This is a genomic window from Burkholderia stagnalis, from assembly GCF_039848545.1.
GTDB lineage: Bacteria > Pseudomonadota > Gammaproteobacteria > Burkholderiales > Burkholderiaceae > Burkholderia > Burkholderia stagnalis.
Genome location: NZ_CP156686.1, coordinates 1,958,280 through 1,979,356 on the forward strand (window position 1 = coordinate 1,958,280; position 21,077 = coordinate 1,979,356).

Below are 21,077 nucleotides of genomic sequence, written 5' to 3' on the forward strand. Positions count from 1 at the left end.
AGGCACTCAGGCATTCAGGCGCGCATCCCGCGCAACATGCGATCGTCGATGCGGCGCACGTCGTGCGTCAGCGCGTACTCGTTGACGTCGCCCGTCAGCCACGCGACCAGCGAATACGGCGGCAGTTCGCCTTCATCGACCCGGTCGCGCGCGCGGCCCGGCGTCTCGAACACCACCATCCCGGCCGGCGCGTCGAACGGCACCGCCTCCGGCGACAGGTTCAGCGCGATGCTGAGCGTCTCGCCGTCGGCGAGCCGCCACGCCGCGAGCAGCGCATCGGCCTCGCCGGTGCTGCTCGTGCGCAGCGTATGCGCATCCTCCGGCCGGCAGTCGGCCAGCCGCGGCGCGATCAGTTTCGCCCGCACCGCGAGCGCCGACTGCACGAAATGCGCACGCTCGAGATCGCGCGCGGTTTCGTCGAAGATCAGCGGAATCTGCGGCGTCAGCAGCGACAGCGCGAGCGCGGCCAGGCCCGCCTCACGATCCTCGCCGCAGTCCCGCAGCGCGCCATCCGACAGCACCAGCGACGTCAGCGGCAGCGCGGTGTCGGCCGTGCCGCCTTCGCCGGCGGCCGTCGCCGGCTGGAACGCGGCGCCGGCGGCCGTCAGCGCCCGCGCGAGCGTGTGGATCGACTGATGCGCGGAAAAGCCTTCGTGGCCGGACACGTCGCGGCCCGTCAGCCGGTGCAGCGCGCGTTCGCCGCAGCCGTTCCATTGCGCGTCGAAATGGGTGTCCGCGAGGTGCGCGGGATGGCGCTCGCTGCCGAGCACCAGGTGCACCAGCCGGTCGGCCTTCACGGCCGCGCGCACGCGGTCGGCGATCTCGCGCAGCCACGACACGCCGATGCGGTCCGCTTCGCGCAGCCGCAGGCCGTCGCAGCGGTATTCCTCGATCCAGTACAGCGCGTTGTCGCAGAAGAAGTCGCACACCTCCGGATAGTCGAGCGCGAGCGGCGACGCCTGCAGCGGATCGTCGCGGGTGTGGAAGAACGGCGCCGCGTAATGGCGCAGCGCCTCCGTGCCGCTGCCGAAACGCGCGTAGTCGAGTTCGAGCAGCACCGCGAGGCCGTAGCCGTGCGCATCGTCGATCAACGCCTTCAGCGCGTCGGGGCCGCCTTCGGCCGCCAGCGGCGCGAACGGCAGGCTGTCGTGCGGCGACGCGAGCAGTTCGAGCGCGGTCACGCCGAGATGCGCGAGCTGCGGCAGCCGGCGGCGCACGCCGTCGAAGCCGCCGGCCGCATGCGGCCGGATCGCGTACAGCGCGATGTCTTCCCACGGGCGGCCGCGCCAGAACGTGTGGCGCCACGTGAACGCGCGCGGGTCGACCACCTCGCTCGGGCCGTGCAGCCCTTCGGGCTGCGAACGGGATGCGGGATCGGGAATCGACACCGCGTCATCGAGGCGATAGCGGTAGCGCGCGCCTGCGCCGCAGTCCGCGAACACTTCGAACCAGTTGGGGCCGGCGGGCGTCATCGGCATCGCGGTGAAGCCGCTGCCGGTGTCGAGCTCGAGCTGGACCTGCGTGCAGCCGGGCGCCCACACGCGGAAATGCGTGCGCGGCGACGTGCCGGCCGCGCCGCACGGCTGCGCGCCGAACGGCAGACAGTGAATGAAATGATGCGCATACGGATCGTGCGGACAATCGGACATCGTGCGCTCCTCGTGCGTGCCGGGCTGCACGGATGCGCCGTCGATCGGCGCAGGGAGGGCCTGGCATGCGGGTCGCCAAGCAGGAGGGAGGAAAGCAGTATGCGCCGGTTTTCGCGGCGGCGATCCGTACGACCGGACATTATTAATTGCGTATTGACCCCGGGTTCCGGGTTCCGGGTTCCGGGTTCCGGGTTCCGGGTTCCGGGTTCCGGGTTCCGGGTTCCGGGTTCCGGGTTCCGGGTTCCGGGTTCCGGGTTCCGGGTTCCGGGTTCCGGGTTCCGGGTTCCGGGTTCCGGGTTCCGGGTTCCGGGTTCCGGGTTCCGGGTTCCGGGTTCCGGGTTCCGGGTTCCGGGTTCCGGGTTCCGGGTTCCGGGTTCCGGGTTCCGGGTTCCGGGTTCCGGGTTCCGGGTTCCGGGTTCCGGGTTCCGGGTTCCGGGTTCCGGGTTCCGGGTTCCGGGTTCCGGGTTCCGGGTTCCGGGTTCCGGGTTCCGGGTTCCGGGTTCCGGGTTCCGGGTTCCGGGTTCCGGGTTCCGGGTTCCGGGTTCCGGGTTCCGGGCTCCGGGCTCCGGGCTCAGGGCTCTCCCGGCACCGGCTCCCGACTCCCGACTCCCGACTCCCGACTCCCGACTCCCGACTCCCGACTCCCGACTCCCGACTCCCGACTCCCGACTCCCGACTCCCGGCTCCCGGCTCCCGGCCCCGGCGCTTCGCGCGAGCGCGCCGATGCCCGCGCATCGCGCCGCAGCAAGGTAGTCGCGATACCGGAATGGCCGCTCGCCTTGTTGGCCATCGGCGTCGCGCTTACGCTCTGCGGCATCGCGCGGGCACGCCGTCCGCGCACCCGCCGAGGACCCGCCATGTCGCTTCCCGCCAGCGCCGCGAAATTCGATCCGGCGCGCGCCGCCGAATACGCCGAGCAATCCCGCATCGCCCTTGCCGGCTACGACGCGTGCCACGAACTGGCCGCCTGCATGCTCGCGTCGACGATCGGCCGGCCGGACGCGCAACTGCTCGTCGCGGGCGCGGGCGGCACCGGCCAGGAAATCCTCGTCGCCGCCGCGCTCGAACCGGGCTGGCGCTTCACCGCCGCCGACCCGTCCGCGCCGATGCTGGCGCTCGCGCGCGGCAACGTCGAGGCCGCCGGGTACGGCGCGCGCACGCGCTTCGTCGAGGCCGAAGTCGACGCGCTGCCCGACACGGCCGGCTTCGACGGCGCGACGCTGATCGGCGTGCTGCACCACCTGCCCGGCGACGACGCGAAAGCCGCGCTGCTGCGCGCGATCGCGCGGCGGCTGAAGCCCGGCGCACCGCTCGTCGTCGCCGGCAACTACCGGCACTATGCGGCGCACCCGCGCCTGCTCGACGCGTGGCGGCAGCGCTGGCGGATGAAAGGCGCGACGCCCGACGTGGTGGACGCGAAGCTCGCGAAGATCCTGCAGGGCGCCGATCCGCCCGCGACCGAGGACGCCGTCCACCGGTTGCTGCACGACGCCGGGTTCGACGCGCCGCTGCGCTTTTTTGCGAGCCTGTTCTGGGGCGCGTGGATCGCGGTGCGGCGCGTGTGACGGCACACGGGCCGCGAATGGACGTGCCGCCCGGTGCGCACACCCTCTATGATGAGGTTCCCGCCCCTGCCCCGGCCCGCCCATGCTCACCGTCCACCACCTGAACAACTCGCGTTCGCAGCGCGTGCTCTGGCTGCTCGAGGAACTCGGCGTGCCGTACGAGATCGTGCGCTACGCGCGCGACCCGAAGACGATGCTCGCGCCGCCCGCGCTGCGCGCGATCCATCCGCTCGGCAAGTCGCCGGTCGTCACCGACGACGGCCGCACCTTCGCCGAATCGGGCGCGATCGTCGACTACCTGGTCGAGCGCTACGGCGCGGGCCGCCTCGCGCCGCCGCCGGGCACGACGGAGCGGCTCGACTACACGTACTGGCTGCATTACGCGGAAGGCTCGGCGATGCCGCCGCTGCTGGTCAAGCTGGTCGCGCTGCGGATCGCGAACGCGCCGATGCCGTTCTTCGCGCGGCCGATCGCACGCAAGATCGCCGCGACGCTCCAGTCGAGCTTCATCGATCCGCAGATCGCGCTGCATCTCGGCTACCTCGACGACACGCTGCGCCGCACCGGCTGGTTCGTCGGCGACAGCTTCAGCGCGGCGGACATCCAGATGAGCTTCCCGCTCGAAGCGGCGACCGCGCGCGGCGGCGGCAGCGCGCATCCGGCGATCGCGCGCTTCCTCGACACGATCCATGCGCGGCCCGCCTACCAACGCGCGCTCGAACGCGGCGGCCCGTACGCGCTGCTCGCGTGACGCGCCGCCGCGCGCCTGCGACGGCGGCTCAGCTCAACAGCCCGGCCGCGACGTTGATCGACAGGCCCAGCACGGCCATGTTGAAGTAGAACGAAAGAATCGATTGCGACAGCACCGCGCGCCGCGCCGGGCGGCTGCCGAGCGACACGTCGGCGGTTTGCGACGCGACCGCGATCGTGAACGAGAAGTACAGGAAATCCCAGTAGTCGGGCTCGAGCTTGCTGTCCGGAAAGCGCAGCGCGCGCTCGCTGGCCGGCGACCCGTAGTAGAGCCGCGCGTAATGCAGCGTGAAGATCGTCGGGATCAGGAACCACGCGCCGAACAGCGTCGCAGCCGTCACCGCGTAATGGCCGAGCCCGGCGCGAAAGCCCACGTTCTTCGCGGTCGCCAGCTCGATCGCGATCGCCGCGACGCTCGCGACGGTCGCGACGCAGATCACCGTCAGCACGGTGGTCGCGTTCTGATCCTCGCGCATGGCGATCTCGCGCACCTTGTGATGGTGCGCGGTCACCATGCGTATCCACATCATCGCCAGGTACAGCCAGATCGCGACGTCCCAGCCGACCAGCGCGCGTGCGCCCGGGCGCAGCGGCGCGGGCAGCAGGAGCGCGCCGAGCACGCCCGCGACGAGCGCCGCCATCAGGCGCGGCCGGTTGCGTAATACCTGCGGATAAAGGGTCATCGTGGGTGTCCGAAAGCGAATGGAAAGGCGCCGGGCGGCGCGCGAAGGCCCGCTGCGGGCCGCCCGGCGGGTACCGCCCCGATTATCGCCATTCCGGCTCGGCGTGGCGACCGATGCCAGCGCCTAAGATAAGAAGATGACTGCCGCCCCCACCCTCTGCCGCCACCCCGCGAACACGGCGGGCCGCGATTTCGTCGTCGGCGATCTGCACGGCTGCCTCGGCCCGCTGCGCGCGCTGCTGCACGACGTCCGCTTCGACCCGGCCCGCGACCGCCTGTTCTCCGTCGGCGACCTGGTCGACCGCGGCCCCGAATCGGAAGCCGCGCTCGACCTGCTCGATCGCCCGTGGTGCCACGTCGTGCGCGGCAATCACGAGGAAGTGCTGTGCCTCGTCGCGCGCGGCCAGCTGCCGGCCGACGCGTGGCGCGGCATCGGCGGCGACTGGGGCGCGGACCTGCCGCCGGAGCGCCTGCACGCGCATGCGGCGCGGGTCGACACGCTGCCGCTCGTGCGTGTGATCGGCGACGGGCCCGCGCGCTTCAACGTGCTGCATGCGGAATTCTTCGGCCCGGATGTCGCGCTCGATACGGGCAGTTACGCGCCGGACGTGCGCGAGCGGCTGATCTGGGGGCGCGATCTCGTGCAGGGGCTCGCCGATCCCGTCCGGCAGGACGGCCTGTCGCTGACGTGCAGCGGCCATACGCCGGTGCGCGCGCCGCTGCGGATCGGCGCGCAATGGTTCATCGACACGGGCGCGTTCGCGCCGGCCGGCCGGCTCACGCTCGTCGAGCCGCGCACCGGCAAGAGCTGGTCGGTGTCGCAAGCCGAGGCGCGCGAGCGGCATGCGGGCGAGTGGGCGTTGCCTTGACGCCGGCGGCCGCTACCCCACCTGGCTCAGCTCGAACACCGCATCGACCGCGTGGCCGTTCCAGTTGTATTCGAGATAGGCCGCGTGATGGCAGTCGTGCAGGATCGCGGTGCGAAACGCCGCCAGGCATTCGCCGAGCGGATCGCGCACCGACGGATAGACGACGCCCGCCCCGCCCGCGTCGCGCACCGCCCGCCCGAGCGCCTGCCCCGCACCGTAATCGACCGGATGCAGCAGCGCCGGATCGCGCTGCGGCCACGCGCGCACGTCGGCCACCTCGCCCTGTGCGGCCACCGTATACAGCCGCATCTGCTGGCGCATCGGCGGCTCCTTCGTCGCGGCCAGGAACAGCGCGCTGTGGTAGCGGGTTTCCGCGATCGCGGTGTCGCGGGAGCGCGCGCAGTAGAACACGCCGTAGCTGCCGTCCGAGAAACGGCTGCCCTGCGGATTCAGATGCGTGAAGGCGGCCATGATCGGCCCCCAGCCGAGCCCGTAGCGGCGCTCGGCGGGCGGCACGAGGTCGAGCGCGCCCACTTCGTTGCGGATGCGGTCGTTGGTCAGCGATTCGAGCGCGTACAGCGCGTCGAAATCGTCCGCCGACGCGACGCGGTCGAACAGGTTGATCGCCGGAAAGCGGGTGGGAATGACGCGATAGGCGGGCGCCCAGTCGAGGGCCGTGACCGGCCACTGCAGCGATGCGTCCGGAACGTTCACGCCCATCCGCCCCGCATCGCGTCGAGGTATTGGCGCACGGCGACGAGATCGCCGACGTTGCCGGCCAGCATGCGATCCAGCGCGCGCTTGCCGCCGAACGGCGCCGCGTCGTTCGGGCGCTTGACCCACGCGTCGGCGGCGGCCGGCTGCGGCAGCAGGATCTGCAGCGCCTTGTAGATGCCGAGCAGCAGCGACAGGCGTTCGAGCGTGTCGCGCGGCAGGCGCGCCGATTCCGGCGCCGCCTTCCACTTGAAGAACGTCGAGCGGCCGGGCGACCCGAGCAGCACGATCTGCTCGTCGATCGTCAGCGCCCAGTCGCGCGCGATATTGAAGAACGCGCGCAGGCCGGCCGCCGACATCTGCGCGACCGAGGCCTGCGGCGGAACGGAATGCGGAAGGTGGGCGGGCTGGGACATGCTCGTTAGTCTCAAAACGAATTCACTAACAACATTAGTCCATTCTCGTATTTTTGCAAGGGTCGCCCCCCGTCGTCGCTTCGGTCACGTCTCTCGGCTCGCCTCATTCGCGCCGAATCGATATTTTTTGTCCATTCTGGACTCCGATTTTATTTTCTGTCTTAATGGCAGTGCGGAGACCTAGCCGTCTCCACGCCCAGTCCGGCTGAACCGCGTCGTATGGAACCGGAAAGACCACGCCAAGGAATGCACACCATGAAGAGACTGATTGCCGCCGTTTCGATCGCCCTGCTCGCCGCATCCGCCGGCACCGCCGCCGCGAAGGACTGGACCACGCTGCGCTTCGGCACCGACGCGAGCTATGCGCCGTTCGAGTCGAAGGCGCCCGACGGCAAGCTCGTCGGCTTCGACATCGATCTCGGCAACGAGATCTGCGCGCGCCTGAAGGCGAAGTGCGTATGGGCGGAGAACGATTTCGACGGGATGATCCCGGCGCTGAAGGCGAAGAAGTTCGATGCGGTGCTGTCGTCGATGTCGATCACCGCGCAGCGCGCGGAGCAGATCGCGTTCACGACGAAGATCTACAACCAGCCGACGCGGCTCGTCGTGAAGAAGGGCTCGCCGCTGCTGCCGACCGGCGAATCGCTGAAGGGCAAGTCGGTGGGCGTCGAACAGGGCACGACGCAGGAAGCGTACGCGAAGGCGTACTGGGCGAAGCAAGGCGCGAACGTCGTGTCGTACCAGAACCAGGACGGCGTCTATGCGGACCTGCTGGCCGGCCGGCTCGACGCCGCGCTGCAGGACGAGGTGCAGGCCGCGATCGGCTTCCTGAAATCGCCGCGCGGCGCCGGCTACCAGTTCGTCGGGCCGGAACTCGTCGACGAGAAGGTGCTCGGCGTCGGCGCGGGCATCGGCCTGCGCAAGGAGGACGCGGACCTGAAGGCGAAGATCGACCGCGCGATCCTCGACATGGTGAAGGACGGCACCTACAAGCGGCTCGCGTCGAAATACTTCGACTTCGACATCTACGGCGGCTGACGCGGCCCGCCCCCCGCCCCACCAAAAAGACGCGGCCGGACAAGCCGGCCGCCTCCCCTCCCCGCCGCCGTGATCCGGCGGCGCCCGTCGTCCGGAATTCTCAGCCGCCGCTCATCGACGCGAAGGTCGGCAGCAGGATCCGGTAGATGTGGATGAACGCCGGCCCGAGCAGCACCGTCAGCAGGGCCGGAAAGATGCAGAAGATCAGCGGGAACAGCAGCTTCAGCGCGATCTTCGCGGCGCGCTCCTCCGCGCGCATGCGCCGCCGCGTGCGCAGCATGTCGGACAGCACGCGCAGCGAATCGCCGATGCTCGTGCCGAAGCGGTCGGCCTGGATCAGCATCGCGCAGAACGATTCGATGTCCTCGACGCCGGTGCGCAGCGCAAGATTGCGCAGCGCGGCTTCCTTCGTGAAGCCCGAACGCATTTCGAGCAGCATCAGGTCGAGCTCGCTCGCGACCACCGGGCTGCGGAACTTCAGCTCCTCGCACACCTTCAGCAGCGCGGAATCGAGGCTCAGGCCCGCTTCGACGCAGACGGTCAGCAAGTCGAGCGCGTCCGGGAAATCCTCGAAGATCACGCGCTGGCGCGTCGCGATCTTGCGCGACAGCACGGCGTTCGGCAGGTAATAACCGATCGCGCCGAACAGCACGAGGATCATCGACAGCGTGTAGCGGCTCTCCGCGAGCTTGGTCGTGATCAGCGCCGGCAGCAGCATGGTCGGCAGCGCGATCGCGAGCAGCGTCTTGCAGGTGAAGTACACGCTCGCGGCGTTCGGCGTGCGCCAGCCGGCGTTCATCAGCCGGATCCGCAGCGGCGATTCTTCCCAGCCTTCCTTCGGCACCGACAGCTTCGAGATCGGCTTCGAGATTTCGGCCAGCTTCGCGACCCATTCGGCCGTGGCGCCGCCCGCCCCGTCGCCGCCGAGCGTCGCCGCGCCGCCGCCCGCCTGCTGCAGGCGGCGCTGCATGTTGCGCGGTACGAAGACCAGCAGCGCCACCAGCGCGCCGGCGAAGACCGCCGCGAACAGCCCGGCGAGCATCAGGATTTGCATCGTGTTCAGGTTTTGCATGACAGCTCCTCGATCAGGTCGTGAGGCATCCGGTCGTATCGCGCGCCGCGCGTCAGACACGGATCCGGATGATCCGGCGCATCCACAACACGCCGAACGCCATCGACACCAGCGTGGTGGCGACCATCTTGATCCCGGCCGGGTCCTGCCAGAGCACCGCCAGGAATTCGGGGTTCAGCACCATCATCGCGCCGGCCGTCGCGAACGGCAGCAGCCCCAGCACCCAGGCCGACATGCGCCCTTCGGCCGACAGCACGCGAATCTTGTCGAACAGCTTGAAGCGCTCGCGGATCAGCGCGGCGATGCTGTCGAGCAGCTCGGCCAGGTTGCCGCCGGTCTCGCGCTGGATCAGCACCGCGATCACGAAATAGCGCAGGTCGCGCACCGGCACCCGCGTCGCGAGGTTCATCAGCGCGTCGTGCAGCGACACGCCGTAGTTGATCTCGTCGAACGTCACGCGGAATTCGCTGCCCATCGGTTCGGAAAACTCGTCGCTGACCATCCCGATCGCGCTCGTGAACGCGTGGCCGGAGCGCAGCGCGCGGGCGATCATGTCGCACACGTCGGGCAACTGGCGCTCGAGCTTGCGCATCCGGCGCCCGCGGTTGCGCATCACGAACAGCATCGGCAGGCTCGCGGTCGGCAGCGCGACGAGCGCGGCGATCACCAGCGGCAGCGTCGTGAAGCTGAGCGCGAGCAGCGCGATCGGCGGCAGCGCGAGGCTGATCCCGGCCAGCTTCGCGACCGACCAGCTCATGCCCGACTGCTGCAGCAGCAGGTCGACCGACTGGATGCGCGGCATCGCCATCAGCATCCGGTCGAACGGCTTCGCTTCGTTGAGCATGCGCTCCTTCAGGATCGACAGCCGTTCCTTCTGCACCTGCCCGCCCGCGGACATCGCGCGGATGCGCGCCTCGATGCGCTTGGCCGACACGCCGTGCCGGGCATTCCACCACTGGTAGATGCCCTCGAACATCAGCACGACCGCGACGAACAGGAGAATCACAAACGCGTAGAAGATCGGATCCATGGTCATTCCTCGTCATCGGCGCCCGGCCGGCCTGCGCCGGCCGCGCCGTCAGTTCGCCTCGTAGTGACGCGACGGGTCGTAGAGCGCGTCCGGCAGGTTGATGCCGAATGCCTGCAGGCGATCCGCGAACTTCGGCCGCACGCCTGTCGCGGTGAAGTGCCCGCGCACCGTGCCGTCCTTGTCCATGCCCGTGCGCCGGAACGTGAAGATCTCCTGCATGTTGATGATGTCGCCTTCCATGCCGGTCAGCTCCGAAATGCTGACGATCTTGCGCTTGCCGTCGGTCAGGCGCGCCGCCTGCACGACCACCGAGATCGCCGACGCGATCTGCTGGCGCATCGTCTTCGGCGGCAGCGACAGGCCGGCGATGCTGATCATGTTCTCGAGGCGCGTCAGCGCGTCGCGCGGCGTGTTCGCGTGGATCGTCGCGAGCGAGCCTTCGTGGCCGGTGTTCATCGCGTTCAGCATGTCGAGCGCTTCGGCGCCGCGCACTTCGCCGAGGATGATGCGGTCGGGGCGCATCCGCAGCGCGTTGCGCACCAGCGTGCGCTGCGTGATCTCGCCCTTGCCCTCGATGTTCGGCGGGCGCGTCTCGAGGCGCAGCACGTGCGGCTGCTGCAGCTGCAGTTCGGCCGCGTCCTCGATCGTCACGATCCGCTCGTATTGCGGGATGAAGCCGGACAGGATGTTGAGCAGCGTCGTCTTGCCGCTGCCGGTGCCGCCCGACACCAGCACGTTCACCTTCGCGCGCGACAGCGCGTCGAGCAGCTCCGCCATCGGCGGCGTGATGCTCTGGTAGCGCACGAGATCGTCCATCTTCAGCGGGCACACCGCGAAACGCCGGATCGACATCAGCGGCCCGTCGATCGCCGACGGCGGGATGATCGCGTTGACGCGCGAGCCGTCCGGCAGGCGCGCGTCGACCATCGGGCTCGATTCGTCGATGCGGCGGCCGACGCGCGACACGATCTTCTCGATCACCTTCATCAGGTGCGCGTCGTCGTAGAACGTCACGTCGGTCAGCTCGAGCTGGCCGTGCCGCTCGACGTAGACCTGCTTGTACGTGTTGACCAGGATGTCCGACACGCTCGGGTCGCGCAGCAACGATTCGAGCGGGCCGAAGCCGAACATCTCGTCGTACACGTCGATCGCGAGCTGGCGCCGCTCGATGTCGTTCGCGGGCATCTTGTCCTCGTCGAGGATGCGCGCGATCAGCATCGTGATCTCGTGGCGGACCTGCTCCTGCGGCATCCGCGACAGGCGCTCGAGCTCGACGCGCTCCAGCACGGCGGTATGGATTTCGCGGCGCAGCTTCTGGTACGCCTCGCGCACCATCGCGCCGCCGGCGCCGAGGTCGGAACGTGCCGCCAGCGGCGGCATCCGTTGCATGGACAACTGTTCGCGCAGTGACATGATCGACTCCTCGATTGAATTCACATGGACTTGAGTTTCGGCGTCGCGCCGCGGCCGAACAGCCGGGCGATCAACGGTTCATTGCGCTCCGCGCCGCGCCCCGCGCGCACCTCGCCTTCGACGAGCTGCTTCGCGCACGCCTGCAGCGTGCGGGCCACCGCGCAGTTGCGCACGAGGCGCGAGATCGGGTGCCCCTGGTTGACCGATTCGAGCACGCTTTCCTGGTCTTCCGGGATCACGAGCGACGCATGCATCCCGAGCACTTCCTCGAGCGCGGCCCGCGTGCGCTCACCGGCGCGCGTGTTGCGGTTCACGATCAGGCGCAGGCGGTCGAGCGAGTAGCCGAGCGACATCAGGATCTCCTGCAGCCGGCGCCCCGCGCGCACGTGCGGCATGGTCGGCTGCAGCACGAGCTCGATCACGTCGCTGCGGTCCAGCGCGACCATCGACAGGGGGTTGAGGTTCAGCCCGACATCGAAGATCACGAAGTCGTAGCGCGGCGCGGCGACGCCGAGGATCCATTCGAGCGCGTCCTCGCGCATCTCGGCCGCCTTCACCGGGTCGCCCGCGCCGGCGAGCACGTGGAAGGTGTCGCTGACGCGCGCGACGCTCGCATCGAGGAACGCGCCGTCCAGGCGCTCGAGCTGCGTGCAGAGCTGCGGCAGCGTCGACGGCGGCGTTTCGTCGGTGACGAGGAACGCCGCGTCGCCGAACTGCTGGTTCAGGTCGATCAGCAGCACGCGGCGCTTGAAGGTCTCGGCGATCTCGTACGCGACGTTGCTGGCCACGAACGTCGTGCCCGAGCCGCCCTTGCACGACATGAACGACACGATGCGGGTGTCGTTGCCGTCGCGCCGGGTGCTCTGCGCGGCCGCACGCTGCAGCGCGTCGGTGAGCGCATGGACTTCGAGCGGCCAGGCCAGCACGTCGCGCACGCCCGCCCGCATCGCGTCGAGCAGCGTGTGCGGCGACGCATCGGCGGTCACGAGCATGCAGGTCAGGCCCATGTGCAGCCGGCACATCCGTTCGATCGCCGACAGCTCGGCCGCGTCGAGCGACGTGCCGTCGATCATCAGCACGTCGAACGCATCGAGCCCGTCGGTGCGATGCTCGATCTGCGACGGCCGGCCGGCCGCGCGCGTCACGCGGTAGCTGCCGCAGTCGGAGACGAGCCGCGCGATCTGGGTAAGACGCCCCGTATCGTCGGAGGCCACGAGGATGTTGATCATGTTGTTCGCCTCGTCATTTGATTTAATTGCAGACTGTTCCGCCGGTTGACGACATCAGGCTCTCGCGAGGGAGCGTGGTCGTGAACGACGGCATGGGGACGTTGATCTTCACGAACGGGATCAATGTCTTGACCGTGATGCCCGTCACTTGCAGCGTGACGAACGTACAGGTGTTGCGCGCGGTGGTCGGATCGGAATCGCAGCCCGACGGCGTATAGGTGAGCGTCACGTTGCTGGCCTTCAGCAGCGGCATCAGCGTCGTGATGCGCTGCTTGATCACGGTGGCGTCGGCATCGCACACGGTCGCGGTGCGCGCGCCGAGGCGCATCGCCTCGCTCGCGGTATTCCAGTAGAACAGCACGCGGCCGAATTCGCAGATGCCGATCAGCATCGTGCAGAAGATCGCGGCGACCAGCGCGAACTCGACGACGGTCGCGCCGCGTTGGCCGCGGCGGCGCAGCGGGGAACGGGTGCGCGGGTTCATGACACTTGCCTCATCACGGTGACGATGTTGCCGAAGGTGATCTGCGGCAGGCCGTAGAACGCCGGGATCGGCACGTACTTGTAGCCCTTGATCTTGACCTCGACCAGGTTGATGCTCCCCGACGGCGCGCCGCCCGCCGCGCCGTTGTTCGAGTCGTAGGTGATCACGTTCGCGAACTGCGCCGGGTCGGACGCATCGCTGCAGCCAGTGCTGTGCGACGCATCGCAGATCACCACGTTGGTCGTCGCGAGCCCCGGCGCGAGCTCGGTGCCTTTCGCGCCGCAGGTCGTGCTGCCGTAGACGGCGAGGCACTGCGCCTCCGCGAGCGGATAGGCGGGATCGCTCGACAGGTAGGTCGACAGGTAGCGCGCGGCGTTGCGCGTCGACTTGGTCAGCGCGTCGTACTGGTAGATCGCGCGGCCGAACTCCGCGACGCCGGTGACGAGCAGCACGAGCGGAATCATCACGAACGCGAACTCGACCGCGGCGACGCCGCGCATCCGGGAACGACGGGACAGGGGCTTCTGGTTCATGATCGTCTCGGTTATTGAAGGAGCACCGGCACCATCGGCCCGACGGAATTGGAATTGCCGGGCACGCCTTCGGTCGCGCACGGGCTGCCTGCCATCGACGACGAGCCGCGATACTCGAGGTGCACCGGGCCGGCGCCGCCGCCCGACGCCATCGGGTCGAGCATCAGCACGCAATCCCACTGCAGCACTGACGCGCTGTGACCGCTCAGCAGCTGCGTGCAGTCGACTTCGGGCGCCAGCACCAGGCGGCGATCCGCGCCGCCCGTATAGTTGCCCGCCGAATACGAGCCGCCCGTGCTGATACCGCTCAGCGTGTCGCCCTGGTAGCTGGCGAAGGTCTGGCGCTTGGCCACGAAGTCCGCGTACGCGTCCCTTCCCGCCAGCCAGGTGCCGGACGTGTACGAATAGCCGGTGAAATCGGGCGTGCCGTCGGCCGGCCCCTTGAACGGGTTGTGATAGATGCCGAAGCGGGTATTCCACGCATCGCCGCTCGAGATCTTGTTCCCCGGCGAGCCGATGCTGGAGCCGATCGCCGGCAGGTTGCAGTAGTTGCCGGCCAGCTCCTTGGTAATCTCCGACGCGCTGTTCGAGCCGTCGAGCGCGGCCCAGCCGAAGTTGCCCGCGCCGTAGGACGGCGGCGAGCCCGTCTTCGATGACATCCAGTCGCCGATGTTGTAGGTGGCGCCGGCCACCGGCGGGCTCACGGCGGTACCTGCCTTGCAGATGAACACGGGAATCGCGCAGGTCGTCTGCGACGGCCCGACGGTCGCGACCGCGGTGGCCGACACGGCGGCATTCGCGATGTTGACGCCCGGGATCACGTTCAGCGCCTGGATGAACCAGTTCGCGATGTTGCCCTGCGCCGTCGTGCATTTCACGTACTTGATCGCCGACGGCTTCGACACCGAACCCTTCGGCAGGAACGGATTGGTCAGCGCATCGCTGAACGTGACGTTCGAATCCGTATTCAGCTGCACCGCGTTCTGCTGGAACAGCGCGAAATTCTGGTGGCCGGCGGTAATGCCGGCCGCCTCCGAAACCGACAGGTTCACCGTGGCGCCTGTCAGGTCACGCGCAGCCGCCAATGCACAGGCATCGGCGCTGTTCTGCAGTTCGCTGCGCGTGACGTACAACTTGCCAAGATCCAGCGCGAGGCCGACGAACCCGATCAGCACCGCCAGCACGATTGCGACGATGACCGCCACGGCGCCGCGCTGGCGGCGCATGCCGCGAGCGGCGAGTCGAGCATGTTGAGCAACGCGGGACATGGCAATCTCCCTGAGCAGCTGTCGTTATTGGTTACCGGACTTGCTGATGCCGATCACGAACGCGTTCGACTTCGGCTCGGGCGCCTGGAACGACTTTTCGTAGTTGTCCAGCGCAGCCGCTGCCGCGGCGCCCGACACGGCCGGCTTGGCCGGCGCGTGGTCCGCGGCGTGCGGATCGATGATCTGCGCTTGCGTCACGGCGCGCACCGATTCGCCGAACCGGGTGTCCCACACCGGCGTCGACGTCATGCAGCCCGCGAGCGCGGCGGCGAGCGGCGCGGCCAGGGCCACGCGGCGCACGATTACGAGGTAGGCGGATTTCATGAGCTTCCCCTTGTCTGTCTTCAATGATCGGTGGACGACGGCGCGGCATTCGCGCGGGCGACCTGCTGCGAGCGGCGCTTCGCGGGCGCCGGCTGGGCCGGCGCGGCCTGGTTCGCCGCGGCGATACGCGCCGCGGCCGCTTCGATGCGGGCGATGCGGGCCGCCGTCGCGTCATCCGCGGCGTGCGCGGCGTTCGCGGCATTCGGCACGGCGGCCGCCGGCGCCGACTCGGCCTTCGCCGGCTCCGGTGCGGGCGCCGGAGCGGGCACCGGGGCGTGCGTCTCGACGAGCGGCTTGGCCGGCACATCCTGCGTCGCGACCGGCACCGCCGACGTCACCGCCTTGGCGGCCGCATCGGCCTGCGGTGCGCGCGGCGCGGGCAGCGCGGCGGTGGCGGCAGGCGTGCTCTGCTGCTTCGGCGCGGGGGCCGGCGCGGGCTCCGGTTCAGGCGCCGGCGCCTGCGATTGCGGCATCGGCTGCGCCGGCGCGGCTTCGCTAGCGGGCATCCGGCCATGCTTGCGCAGGCCGCCGCGTCCTTCCATGTTGCCGGTGGCGAACACGTCCGCTTCGTTGGTGCGCGTGAAGCTGTCGGTCGGCAGCGGCACGTCGGCGGTCTGCAGCGGCTTCACCAGGTGCGGCGTGATGATGAAGATCAGCTCGGTGCGATCCTGCTGGAACGACGTGCTGCGGGCCAGCGCGCCCAGCACCGGGATTTCGCCGATGCCCGGCACGGCCTTCAGCGAGCCCGACACGTTGTCCTTGATCAGCCCGCCGATCGCGAACGTTTCGCCGTCGGCCATCTGCACCGTCGTCGACGCGCGCCGGGTCGTGATCAGCGGCAGGATCGACGCGCCGGCGACGTTGGTCGCGGTGAGCGTGACGCCCGTCTGCGACAGCTCCGACACTTCCGGCGCGACCTTCAGGCTGATGCGGCCGTTCGACAGCACCGTCGGCAGGAACTTCAGCGCGACGCCGAATTCCTCTTCCTGCAGCGTGATCGTCGTGCCGCCGCCGGTATTGCTCTGCGGCACCGGGATGAAGATCTTGCCGCCCGCGAGGAAGGTCGCTTCCTGGCCGCTGATCGTCACGAGGTTCGGCTCCGCGAGGATCTTGACGAGGTTGTCGGTGTTCTGCGCATCCACCGCGACGCTGAACGGCCGGTTGTTCGCCTTGTTCGCGACGATGCCGCTCGCGACGCCCGCCAGCAGGTTGCTCACCAGCGCGCCGCTCCACGAGCCGAAGCCGCCCTGGATGTTGAACGCCGAGCCGAGCTGGTTGATCAGCGTCTTCGACACCTCGGCGACCTTCACCTCGAGCATCACCTGCTGCGGCGCGGTCACGGTGAGCATGTTGAGCACGTTGCCGCCCTTGTTCTCGCCGTTGGCGCCGTTGCCGCTGCCGCTGTTCGCATAGGCCTTCGCGATCGCGGCAGCCTGCTGCGCAGCCTGCGAGCTCGACACGTTGCCCGCGAGCACGATCGTGTCGGCCGCGGTCGACACGTGGATGTCGCGCTCGCCCGGCATCAGCTGCGCGAGCGACGCCTGCAGGCCGCCCGCGTCGGCGCCCACCGCCACGTCGATGATCCGGCACGCACCGCTCTTGCCCTGCACGATCATGTTGGTCGTGCCGACCGACAGCCCGAGGATGTAGAGCGTCTGCGGCGACACCATCGTCGCCTGCGCGACCGCCGGATTGCCGATCGTGCGATTGCGCACGGGCTCGGGCATCGGCACGAGCATCGACTTGCCGAGCGGCACGCTGACCGACGTCGATTCGCGCACCGCACCGACGCAGTTCGGCCCGCGCAGCGGTCCGGCCGCGGCGGCGGCGGCTCCGGCGGCAGGCGCCGGCGTCATGCTGATCGTCATCTGCATCGGCCCCTTGCCCATCGCCGCCGGTGCGCTCGCCGGGCCGCCCTTCATCAGGGCACCCGCCTCGGCGCCGACCTGCGCGACCGCGCTGTAGACGTTGAACCAGCCGGCGCACAGCAGGGCTGCGGCCATCGCGCCGTGCAGGGCGCGCGTACGCGCCGGCCCGGCTCCAGAACGTTGCGGTTTGATCTTCATTTCGTCTGATCCCCCGAGTGCCCGGCGAACCGCCGGGCTTGACTGTCAAAGGCCGCCGCTTGCGGCGAGCGGCCTGGATGCTGCACGTGTTGTTGATGGATTCAGAAGCATTCGACGCTGCCCGCGACGCCGGCCAGCACGCCGATGCAGTCGCGCCGCGCGGCCGGGGCCGCATGCGACGCCACGTGCACCCGCACCGTGCGGGTGCGCACCACCGGCGCCGACGCGGCGACCGGGGCCGCCGGCTTGCCGAGCAGCGTGAGCTTGGTCGCGCCGTCGGTGTTCAGCGTCTGCTTGTCGACCTGGTTGCGCAGCACGAGCGACAGCGTGCCGACACTGCGCGCGACGTCGAGCTTCTCCGCCTGTTCGGGCGACACTTCGAGCGTCACCGCGTTGACGACCTTCGGCGCCGTATCGTCGCGGCTGACCTGCTGCGCGACCGCCAGCACCAGGATGTGCTCGAGCACGATCTTCGAGATGCTCTGCTGGTTGTCGGTCTTGCCCGGCTCCTGCGTGTTGACGATCACGTCGACGTAGTTGCCCGGCAGCGCGAAGCCCGCGACGCCGACCACGTCGTTCACGCGCACCGTGATCGCGCGGTTGCCCGCGCCGATCACCGCGGACAGCCCGCCCTTGGTGCCGAGCGGCGCGAGCTTCGCTTCGAGCACGGGCTCGCCGCGCGCGAGGCTCGTGCGCACGACGCGCCCTTCGAGCGGCTTCGTATCGGTGAACGCGCCGGGCGGCACGCTGCCCGTCGGCCAGCTGACGGTGCGGATCTGGGCCGGCCCGATCGGTTCGCCCAGGCTGAGGTCGGTGGCCGCGACGGCAACCTGCGTCACGGCGCTGGTGGACGTTTGCACGAGCCACCGCGATGCGAACGCGACGGCGGCGAGACCCGCCACCATGGCGATGATCAGCATCGTGATTGCGCGACTGTTTTTCATGGCAATGCTCCTCGACAGATCGTGAATGAAACCGCTCAACCGGAGATCAGCGTGCGGCCCAGGCGGTCGCCCGCCGGCGGATGCGTGCTGTCCCGCTCGGGTGCGGAACCGAAGTAGCCGGCCCACGCCTCATGCAGCGCCTCCTGCGTGACTTCCATCGGATCGCCGCGATAGCGCGCCGATGCGGCGACGAGGCGCAGCAGGTCGCCCGGAAAGCAGGCAAGGAAGGCCTTGCCGGTCGGCAAATGCAGCCGGTGCGCGAGGTAGTCGAACGCGTCGTTGGCCGGCACGAGGCCGAGCGACCGGCACATCGCGTCGAACACCGCGTGGTAGTCCTCGATCGGCATCGGCCCGACGTAGAGCTTCGAGCCGAGGCGGCGCAGGAACGCGTCGTCGCCGAACTGCGACGGCGCGATGTTGCTCGAGAACACGGGCCACACGTCGAACGGCACCACGAAGCGGTTGCCCGAATCGAGCGTCAGCAGGTCGACGCCGCGATCGAGCGGCCGCAGCCAGCGGTTGAGCAGGTCGCGCGGCTCGACGCGCTGGCGGCCGAGGTCGTCGACGATGTACATGCCCATGTTGGCCTTCATGTGCGGCGGCGCCTGGTAGCAGCCGGACGAATCGACGCGCCGCAGGTCGAGCTCGTCGAGCGTCAGCTCGCCGCCCGAGAGCACCATCGGGCGCTCGCACAGGCGCCAGCGGCGGTCGACCGACTGCCCGTCCGGCTGATGCGCGGCATCGACGTGAACGAGCGGGTCGTAGACCTGGATGATCTCGTCGCCCGCGTAGATCGCGTACGGCACCGGCACGTCGCCGCGCATCATCGTGCCGAGGCGCTCGGCGAAAAACGTCTTGCCGCTGCCCGCCGGCCCGTGGATCAGCAGCGGCCGGCCCGCGTTCAGCGCGGCGGCAGCGGCTTCGATGACGGCCATGTCGAACACGATCCCCTCGAACGCGGCCATCACGTCGGCGGGCGCGATGCGCTGCTTGCGGATCGAATGCGCGTCGACCATCTCGAGGTACGCATCGAGCGTGACCGGCGCGGGGCCCGCGTAATTGCTGCGCGCCTTCTCCTCGATCGCGAGCACGCGGCCCGCGTCGGTCAGGCGGAACGACACGTCGAGATCCGTGGTGCCGCGGTGCGTGATCTCGACGAGGTGTTCGCGCACGAGAAACGCGAGCACGTCGTCGAGCACCGAGATCGGCAGGCAGTGCCGCTCGATCAGGTCGGCATATTCCGAGCGGCCGTGCATCAGCGTCGACTTGAGCACCAGCCCCGCGACGAAGGTCTCGTGAAGCCCGGTGTCCGCGAGCGTGCGCGGCGCGCGCGGCAGCCGTGCGTGGAGTTTCGTGTGAGACTCGCGCGACGGCGCCGGATCGGGCAGATGAGCGATCTGCGCGTCGCGTCTCGGCTCGTTATGGTCTGCGGTCATGATCGCTCCGTTGTCAGCATCGATTGCGCAGGCGGCCCGCCTACACGGCGGCCGCGAACAACATCCCCAGCGTGCCCGCGGCGATTGCGACGCCGTACGGCAACGCCCCCACCGACGCGACCTGCGCCGGCATCTCGGCCGCCATGCCCTGCTGCCTGAGCGCGGCACGCGCCAGCAGGTAGCGGACATTCACGAACAACTGTCGCGCGCGGCCACGCCACAGCACCACGGCCAGCGCGCCGGCCCCGCCCGCGACGAAGGTCGCGAGCACGATCCAGGCGGCGAGCCCGGGGCCCACCCACGCGCCGATCGTCAACATCAGCTTCACGTCGCCGGCCGCCATCCCGCGCATCAGGTACAGCGGCATCAGCAGCGCGAAGCCGGTCGCGGCGCCCGCCAGCCACGCGAGCGCACCGGCCCACAGCCCCAGCAGCACGCATTGCGCGACCAGTGCGCCGGCGAGACCGACCGCGAGCAGGCGGTTCGGAATGCGGCGGCACGTGAGGTCCGTGCTGGCTGCGACGATCACGAGTGCCGTGACGCACAGCGGAATCGGGTGGGACGGCATGACAGGCAACATGACGGGCCTCTTCGTGCGTGCTTGGGTGATGTCAGGTCGCAGCCGTGATGCGGGCCGCGACGTCCTGGTAAAGGTTGCCGAGCGACGTGCCGAGCGACATCACCGCGAACACGATGGCCATCGCAATCAGCGAACCCAGCAGTGCGTATTCGATCGACGTGACGCCGCGTTCGTCCTCGATCCATTTCGATACCGCGTTCTTTCCGGTTTGCATGGCGATCTCCGTTGCTTCAGCGAACGAACCGTGGCGCATGCGCGGCGTGTCTGCCGATACACGTCCGGGCCGGCCAGCCCGGACGCCAGACCGCGCGCCATGTCATGTGCGCTACAGTTCGTTCCCCACAGTCGTGAACACGCCGTTCAGGTCCTGGCCGACGATCTGCACGGCGCCGATGATCACCACCGCGATCAACGCGGCGATCAGGCCGTACTCGATCGCCGTGACGCCGCTGTCGTCCCGGAGGAAGTTCGAGCGGCGGACACGGGCCAGCAGGCCGCGCAGGCCGCCGGTGTGCTGCTCAAGGACTGTCTGCTTCATGACATGCTCCTCATCGCGTACTGAAAACGTCACCAATCGATTCAGGAAAGTGACGGGCGAATCAACCTGTGAACTCGCCCGTCGGCGGGTTCACAGTTCGTTGCCGATCGTCGTAAAGACGCCATTGAGATCCTGGCCGACGATCCGCACCGCGCCGATGATGACGACGGCAATCAGCGCGGCGATGAGGCCGTATTCGATGGCGGTCACGCCGTCTTCGTCACGGACGAACTTCTTCACTTGTTGAACGAGCTTGGACATGGTTATCTCCCTTCGGATAGCTAAAGAAAACCCCTTGTCACCGTTGACTCGGGGGGAACTGCTCTGCTGCTGGCACTACAAGAAAATCAGAACGTGAAGATCGGACGCAGCGGCACGGGTGCGCGTGCGCACATGCCTTTGCGGGCCGATTCGACGAACGAGGAAATGCGTCTCGGGTGCGCATGCGTGGCGATCTGCCGGATGCGCCTGCCGCCC

General features: G+C 69.2%; 23 protein-coding genes. 4 read left to right on the forward strand and 19 right to left on the reverse strand.

What is annotated here, in order from left to right:
- Window positions 1–14: 14 nt before the first annotated feature.
- Window positions 15–1,649 carry a DUF3459 domain-containing protein gene (locus tag ABFO07_RS25460; protein WP_059891170.1) on the reverse strand — a complete coding sequence of 545 codons (1,635 nt, stop codon included), beginning with the start codon at window positions 1,647–1,649 and terminating at the stop codon, window positions 15–17.
- A gap of 857 nt (window positions 1,650–2,506) precedes the next feature.
- Here ABFO07_RS25460 and ABFO07_RS25465 point away from each other — a divergent pair.
- Both ABFO07_RS25465 and ABFO07_RS25470 read left to right on the forward strand, forming a co-directional pair.
- On the forward strand, window positions 2,507–3,214 hold the full coding sequence (locus tag ABFO07_RS25465) for a class I SAM-dependent methyltransferase (protein WP_347468758.1): 708 nt from the start codon (window positions 2,507–2,509) through the stop codon (window positions 3,212–3,214).
- A gap of 82 nt (window positions 3,215–3,296) precedes the next feature.
- Complete coding sequence (locus ABFO07_RS25470) at window positions 3,297–3,965, forward strand: glutathione S-transferase (protein ID WP_347468759.1); 669 nt, start codon at window positions 3,297–3,299, stop codon at window positions 3,963–3,965.
- Between the two features lie 28 nt (window positions 3,966–3,993).
- On the opposite strand, the gene ABFO07_RS25475 is transcribed toward ABFO07_RS25470, so the two are convergent.
- On the reverse strand, window positions 3,994–4,647 hold the full coding sequence (locus ABFO07_RS25475) for a DUF1345 domain-containing protein (RefSeq protein WP_059565929.1): 654 nt from the start codon (window positions 4,645–4,647) through the stop codon (window positions 3,994–3,996).
- A gap of 136 nt (window positions 4,648–4,783) precedes the next feature.
- Here ABFO07_RS25475 and ABFO07_RS25480 point away from each other — a divergent pair, with 136 nt between their 5' ends.
- Window positions 4,784–5,515 carry a metallophosphoesterase gene (locus tag ABFO07_RS25480; protein ID WP_347468760.1) on the forward strand — a complete coding sequence of 244 codons (732 nt, stop codon included), beginning with the start codon at window positions 4,784–4,786 and terminating at the stop codon, window positions 5,513–5,515.
- A gap of 12 nt (window positions 5,516–5,527) precedes the next feature.
- Here the strand turns inward: ABFO07_RS25480 and ABFO07_RS25485 are convergent, their stop codons facing one another.
- Window positions 5,528–6,235, reverse strand: coding sequence for an RES family NAD+ phosphorylase (locus ABFO07_RS25485; protein WP_059808732.1), 708 nt, complete (start codon window positions 6,233–6,235; stop codon window positions 5,528–5,530).
- Window positions 6,226–6,645 (reverse strand): MbcA/ParS/Xre antitoxin family protein, encoded by a 420-nt coding sequence (locus ABFO07_RS25490; RefSeq protein WP_059565926.1) that lies wholly within the window; start codon window positions 6,643–6,645, stop codon window positions 6,226–6,228. Before ABFO07_RS25490 ends, ABFO07_RS25485 begins: the two co-directional genes overlap by 10 nt.
- 255 nt (window positions 6,646–6,900) lie before the next feature.
- Between ABFO07_RS25490 and ABFO07_RS25495 the strand changes: the two genes are divergently transcribed.
- A complete protein-coding gene (locus ABFO07_RS25495) occupies window positions 6,901–7,683 on the forward strand; it encodes an ABC transporter substrate-binding protein (protein WP_059566039.1) in 783 nt (260 codons plus the stop codon).
- 100 nt (window positions 7,684–7,783) lie between these two features.
- Here the strand turns inward: ABFO07_RS25495 and ABFO07_RS25500 are convergent, their stop codons facing one another.
- The 15 genes from ABFO07_RS25500 to ABFO07_RS25570 all read right to left on the reverse strand — a co-directional run bounded on the left by ABFO07_RS25500 (window position 7,784) and on the right by ABFO07_RS25570 (window position 20,861).
- Window positions 7,784–8,755: a type II secretion system F family protein gene (locus tag ABFO07_RS25500; RefSeq protein ID WP_059808735.1), complete on the reverse strand. Its 972-nt coding sequence runs from the start codon at window positions 8,753–8,755 to the stop codon at window positions 7,784–7,786.
- 52 nt (window positions 8,756–8,807) lie between these two features.
- Window positions 8,808–9,785, reverse strand: a complete 978-nt coding sequence (locus tag ABFO07_RS25505) for a type II secretion system F family protein (protein WP_059808738.1) — start codon at window positions 9,783–9,785, stop codon at window positions 8,808–8,810.
- Window positions 9,786–9,833: 48 nt separating this feature from the next.
- Window positions 9,834–11,198, reverse strand: coding sequence for a CpaF family protein (locus ABFO07_RS25510; protein WP_059891137.1), 1,365 nt, complete (start codon window positions 11,196–11,198; stop codon window positions 9,834–9,836).
- A gap of 20 nt (window positions 11,199–11,218) precedes the next feature.
- Window positions 11,219–12,427: an AAA family ATPase gene (locus tag ABFO07_RS25515; RefSeq protein WP_059891138.1), complete on the reverse strand. Its 1,209-nt coding sequence runs from the start codon at window positions 12,425–12,427 to the stop codon at window positions 11,219–11,221.
- A gap of 22 nt (window positions 12,428–12,449) precedes the next feature.
- The gene (locus ABFO07_RS25520; RefSeq protein WP_347468761.1) at window positions 12,450–12,911 is read right to left on the reverse strand and encodes a TadE/TadG family type IV pilus assembly protein; all 462 of its coding nucleotides are present in this window, start codon (window positions 12,909–12,911) and stop codon (window positions 12,450–12,452) included.
- Entirely contained in the window at window positions 12,908–13,411 is a 504-nt protein-coding gene (locus ABFO07_RS25525; RefSeq protein ID WP_059808746.1) for a TadE/TadG family type IV pilus assembly protein, read from the reverse strand. Before ABFO07_RS25525 ends, ABFO07_RS25520 begins: the two co-directional genes overlap by 4 nt.
- Window positions 13,412–13,455: 44 nt before the next feature.
- The gene (locus ABFO07_RS25530) at window positions 13,456–14,712 is read right to left on the reverse strand and encodes a pilus assembly protein TadG-related protein (RefSeq protein ID WP_060352352.1); all 1,257 of its coding nucleotides are present in this window, start codon (window positions 14,710–14,712) and stop codon (window positions 13,456–13,458) included.
- A 24-nt stretch (window positions 14,713–14,736) separates the two neighbouring features.
- The gene (locus tag ABFO07_RS25535) at window positions 14,737–15,036 is read right to left on the reverse strand and encodes a hypothetical protein (RefSeq protein ID WP_059565918.1); all 300 of its coding nucleotides are present in this window, start codon (window positions 15,034–15,036) and stop codon (window positions 14,737–14,739) included.
- Window positions 15,037–15,056: 20 nt separating this feature from the next.
- Window positions 15,057–17,102 (reverse strand): type II and III secretion system protein family protein, encoded by a 2,046-nt coding sequence (locus ABFO07_RS25540; protein ID WP_059923566.1) that lies wholly within the window; start codon window positions 17,100–17,102, stop codon window positions 15,057–15,059.
- Window positions 17,103–17,203: 101 nt separating this feature from the next.
- Complete coding sequence (gene cpaB, locus ABFO07_RS25545) at window positions 17,204–18,046, reverse strand: Flp pilus assembly protein CpaB (protein ID WP_060013825.1); 843 nt, start codon at window positions 18,044–18,046, stop codon at window positions 17,204–17,206.
- A 35-nt stretch (window positions 18,047–18,081) separates the two neighbouring features.
- On the reverse strand, window positions 18,082–19,482 hold the full coding sequence (locus tag ABFO07_RS25550) for a hypothetical protein (protein ID WP_059910146.1): 1,401 nt from the start codon (window positions 19,480–19,482) through the stop codon (window positions 18,082–18,084).
- A gap of 40 nt (window positions 19,483–19,522) precedes the next feature.
- Window positions 19,523–20,062, reverse strand: coding sequence for an A24 family peptidase (locus ABFO07_RS25555; RefSeq protein WP_059565914.1), 540 nt, complete (start codon window positions 20,060–20,062; stop codon window positions 19,523–19,525).
- Window positions 20,063–20,093: 31 nt separating this feature from the next.
- Window positions 20,094–20,276, reverse strand: a complete 183-nt coding sequence (locus ABFO07_RS25560; protein WP_059566038.1) for a Flp family type IVb pilin — start codon at window positions 20,274–20,276, stop codon at window positions 20,094–20,096.
- Window positions 20,277–20,387: 111 nt separating this feature from the next.
- Complete coding sequence (locus tag ABFO07_RS25565; RefSeq protein WP_059565913.1) at window positions 20,388–20,600, reverse strand: Flp family type IVb pilin; 213 nt, start codon at window positions 20,598–20,600, stop codon at window positions 20,388–20,390.
- Window positions 20,601–20,690: 90 nt separating this feature from the next.
- On the reverse strand, window positions 20,691–20,861 hold the full coding sequence (locus ABFO07_RS25570; protein WP_017330183.1) for a Flp family type IVb pilin: 171 nt from the start codon (window positions 20,859–20,861) through the stop codon (window positions 20,691–20,693).
- Between the last annotated feature and the right edge of the window lie 216 nt (window positions 20,862–21,077).

Excerpts from the sequence above, each read along its gene's own strand:
- ABFO07_RS25470 (WP_347468759.1), top strand. The coding sequence starts at position 3,297 with ATGCTCACCGTCCACCACCTGAACAACTCGCGTTCGCAGCGCGTGCTC.
- ABFO07_RS25505 (WP_059808738.1), bottom strand. The coding sequence starts at position 9,785 with ATGGATCCGATCTTCTACGCGTTTGTGATTCTCCTGTTCGTCGCGGTC.
- ABFO07_RS25495 (WP_059566039.1), top strand. The coding sequence starts at position 6,901 with ATGAAGAGACTGATTGCCGCCGTTTCGATCGCCCTGCTCGCCGCATCC.
- ABFO07_RS25480 (WP_347468760.1), top strand. The coding sequence starts at position 4,784 with ATGACTGCCGCCCCCACCCTCTGCCGCCACCCCGCGAACACGGCGGGC.
- ABFO07_RS25570 (WP_017330183.1), bottom strand. The coding sequence starts at position 20,861 with ATGTCCAAGCTCGTTCAACAAGTGAAGAAGTTCGTCCGTGACGAAGAC.
- ABFO07_RS25515 (WP_059891138.1), bottom strand. The coding sequence starts at position 12,427 with ATGATCAACATCCTCGTGGCCTCCGACGATACGGGGCGTCTTACCCAG.
- ABFO07_RS25565 (WP_059565913.1), bottom strand. The coding sequence starts at position 20,600 with ATGAAGCAGACAGTCCTTGAGCAGCACACCGGCGGCCTGCGCGGCCTG.
- ABFO07_RS25555 (WP_059565914.1), bottom strand. The coding sequence starts at position 20,062 with ATGTTGCCTGTCATGCCGTCCCACCCGATTCCGCTGTGCGTCACGGCA.
- ABFO07_RS25475 (WP_059565929.1), bottom strand. The coding sequence starts at position 4,647 with ATGACCCTTTATCCGCAGGTATTACGCAACCGGCCGCGCCTGATGGCG.
- ABFO07_RS25550 (WP_059910146.1), bottom strand. The coding sequence starts at position 19,482 with ATGACCGCAGACCATAACGAGCCGAGACGCGACGCGCAGATCGCTCAT.
- ABFO07_RS25490 (WP_059565926.1), bottom strand. The coding sequence starts at position 6,645 with ATGTCCCAGCCCGCCCACCTTCCGCATTCCGTTCCGCCGCAGGCCTCG.
- ABFO07_RS25510 (WP_059891137.1), bottom strand. The coding sequence starts at position 11,198 with ATGTCACTGCGCGAACAGTTGTCCATGCAACGGATGCCGCCGCTGGCG.
- cpaB (WP_060013825.1), bottom strand. The coding sequence starts at position 18,046 with ATGAAAAACAGTCGCGCAATCACGATGCTGATCATCGCCATGGTGGCG.
- ABFO07_RS25460 (WP_059891170.1), bottom strand. The coding sequence starts at position 1,649 with ATGTCCGATTGTCCGCACGATCCGTATGCGCATCATTTCATTCACTGT.
- ABFO07_RS25535 (WP_059565918.1), bottom strand. The coding sequence starts at position 15,036 with ATGAAATCCGCCTACCTCGTAATCGTGCGCCGCGTGGCCCTGGCCGCG.
- ABFO07_RS25520 (WP_347468761.1), bottom strand. The coding sequence starts at position 12,911 with ATGAACCCGCGCACCCGTTCCCCGCTGCGCCGCCGCGGCCAACGCGGC.
- ABFO07_RS25525 (WP_059808746.1), bottom strand. The coding sequence starts at position 13,411 with ATGCGCGGCGTCGCCGCGGTCGAGTTCGCGTTCGTGATGATTCCGCTC.
- ABFO07_RS25500 (WP_059808735.1), bottom strand. The coding sequence starts at position 8,755 with ATGCAAAACCTGAACACGATGCAAATCCTGATGCTCGCCGGGCTGTTC.
- ABFO07_RS25465 (WP_347468758.1), top strand. The coding sequence starts at position 2,507 with ATGTCGCTTCCCGCCAGCGCCGCGAAATTCGATCCGGCGCGCGCCGCC.
- ABFO07_RS25530 (WP_060352352.1), bottom strand. The coding sequence starts at position 14,712 with ATGTCCCGCGTTGCTCAACATGCTCGACTCGCCGCTCGCGGCATGCGC.
- ABFO07_RS25485 (WP_059808732.1), bottom strand. The coding sequence starts at position 6,235 with ATGGGCGTGAACGTTCCGGACGCATCGCTGCAGTGGCCGGTCACGGCC.
- ABFO07_RS25560 (WP_059566038.1), bottom strand. The coding sequence starts at position 20,276 with ATGCAAACCGGAAAGAACGCGGTATCGAAATGGATCGAGGACGAACGC.
- ABFO07_RS25540 (WP_059923566.1), bottom strand. The coding sequence starts at position 17,102 with ATGAAGATCAAACCGCAACGTTCTGGAGCCGGGCCGGCGCGTACGCGC.